The organism is Dendronalium phyllosphericum CENA369, from assembly GCF_016056275.1.
Classification (GTDB): Bacteria; Cyanobacteriota; Cyanobacteriia; order Cyanobacteriales; family Nostocaceae; genus Dendronalium; species Dendronalium phyllosphericum.
In genome coordinates, this window is sequence record NZ_JAECZA010000176.1 from 1 (window position 1) to 2,135 (window position 2,135).

At 32.0% G+C, this 2,135-nt stretch carries 4 protein-coding genes; all 4 read left to right on the forward strand.

The window, feature by feature from the left end; all coding sequences use genetic code 11:
• Window positions 1-70 precede the first annotated feature (70 nt).
• Window positions 71-304 carry a hypothetical protein gene (locus I8752_RS22005; protein ID WP_225895832.1) on the forward strand — a complete coding sequence of 78 codons (234 nt, stop codon included), beginning with the start codon at window positions 71-73 and terminating at the stop codon, window positions 302-304.
• Between the two features lie 493 nt (window positions 305-797).
• Window positions 798-1,286, forward strand: coding sequence for a GNAT family N-acetyltransferase (locus I8752_RS22010; RefSeq protein ID WP_214434408.1), 489 nt, complete (start codon window positions 798-800; stop codon window positions 1,284-1,286).
• A gap of 63 nt (window positions 1,287-1,349) precedes the next feature.
• The gene (locus tag I8752_RS22015; protein WP_214434409.1) at window positions 1,350-1,793 is read left to right on the forward strand and encodes a two-partner secretion domain-containing protein; all 444 of its coding nucleotides are present in this window, start codon (window positions 1,350-1,352) and stop codon (window positions 1,791-1,793) included.
• Window positions 1,794-1,829: 36 nt separating this feature from the next.
• The coding region (locus I8752_RS22020; RefSeq protein ID WP_214434410.1) for an IS630 transposase-related protein at window positions 1,830-2,135 on the forward strand (306 nt) is incomplete at its 3' end.

Genomic DNA, 2,135 nt, shown 5'->3' on the forward strand with positions numbered 1-2,135 from the left:
AGTTTTAGTAGCAAAATTTACTAAATCTTTCTCTTTTCTCCCCCAGCTACCCCAGCTACCCCCGCTTCCCCTGCTCATTTCACGACGATCTCACTTTTTCGCGTTGCTCCCAGTTGAGACTACCTCTATTAATGAACCTGCCATTGAGCAACAGCCCCTGGTTGAGCCACAAAGCCAAGCCACAGAATACCTTACTCCCTATGCTCCAGTGCAAGACTATCCCATACTCCAGTCTGCGGGCAACTCCGGCTGGCAACCATCTGATATCTGGCGTGAGTTACGTGTTGATGGATTTTGTGATTGATGCGTTGGATAACCTAAAATATTTTAAGTAGTCAATGATATATAATACCTATTTATATTATATGACTACTGAATTCATACAATTCTTTAGAAAGTTTTTATTGCCGTATAGCATTACTTACAGCACTTATAGCTTTTAAAAACGCAGAGAGATAATTTTAATACTCATATGTACTGCTGTTGGATAGTTGTGCGGTAGTGGTACAGCTAAATTTGTACACACAAGCGATCGCCGCCGTACCGCCAGCAACTAATTTTGATACTTGTATATACTGGTGTGAGATAGTTTTGTGATTATCCTCAAGCGTTGAAAAATCGCATCATATTTACCGGACAAATTACTACGCTTAAGTTAAGTCTTAAAATCAAGATTTTAGATTGCTAAATTTCATCTTGTTTGAGACCATAGTAACTATACTATTATTTATCAGCCAATTAAAATAATTATGTATAGTTAATTTTTATTACTAATAAAGTATTTATTAAAATATTAAATGATAAAAAATACTATTTCTTTGCCAGATAAATATATTTTTAGAAAAGCCAAATTGGTTGATGTTGGGGTAATTGCATTTTTAATTTTTAAAGCTAGACTTGATCCAACACAGCTTAAGTGGGAACAATTTTTAGTAATTGAATCTTACGGTCGTTTAATAGCATTTGGACAACTACGAAATTTTGATTCTGCACAAGAGTTAGGTAGTTTATATGTAGTACCAAATTTTAGAAATCAAGGTTTAGGAACTTTTTTAGTAAAAAATTTAGTTATCCAAGCTAATAAACCTCTCTATTTAAAATGTGTTAAAAAAGAATTAGTAAAATTTTATACTAGTACAGGTTTTATACCTGTTAGCTTTGATGAATTACCACAATCACTCAAAATTAAGTTTTATTTATCTTATGTACGAAATAAGTATTTCAATGCTTCTATAACTTTTATGAAGTATAAATCACTCATTGAACTTCCTTTATCAAAAGTGTAATTAATTTGTAAAAAAATATTTTTTACAAATTAATTTAAATATGGTATGATATTTTAAAATAGTATGAAAGTTAACAGCTACAATCTTTTTTTACGAAGTAAAGTTATTATTTTTGTATATATTATCTTAAATAATTTTCCATGTAATTCACAAATTGTTCCAGATAATACTTTACCAGAAAATACAAGTATAAAATTAAACAACAATACCCTATTTATAGAAAATGGTACAAAAGTAGGAGGAAATTTATTTCACAGTTTTAAAGAATTTTCTATTCCTACAGGAAGTATAACTTATTTCAATAATTCGCTAGATATTCAAAATATTATAACCCGAGTTACAGGGAAATCAATTTCTAATATTGATGGATTAATTCGTACTAATGGTACAGCAAGCTTATTTTTAATCAATCCTAACGGAATTATCGTAGGAACTAATGCCAAGCTGGATATTGGTGGTTCATTTATAGGTAGTACCAGTAGCTATATTACAGCAAATTGCAGGTAAATGAGGTACATTAATACCAGTACATCAACTCTTAAAATGAAAGCTTACTCAATCGACTTGCGAGAAAAAATAGTTTTGGCTTACTCACAAGGTGACACCTCAATCAGGAAGGTGGCTAATAGATTTAGTGTAGCCAAAAGTTTTGTACAAAAACTTCTCTCCATGAATAAGACTCAAGGTCATGTACAACCCAAACAACAAGGTGGAGCACAAAAGGGAGAGTTGGATGGATATGAAACTCAACTAGCTGCAATGGTTGAACAATACCCAGATGCAACATTATTGGAATATTGCGAATATTGGGGTACAAGCTACGCTCATTGGGTAAGCACGAGTACGATG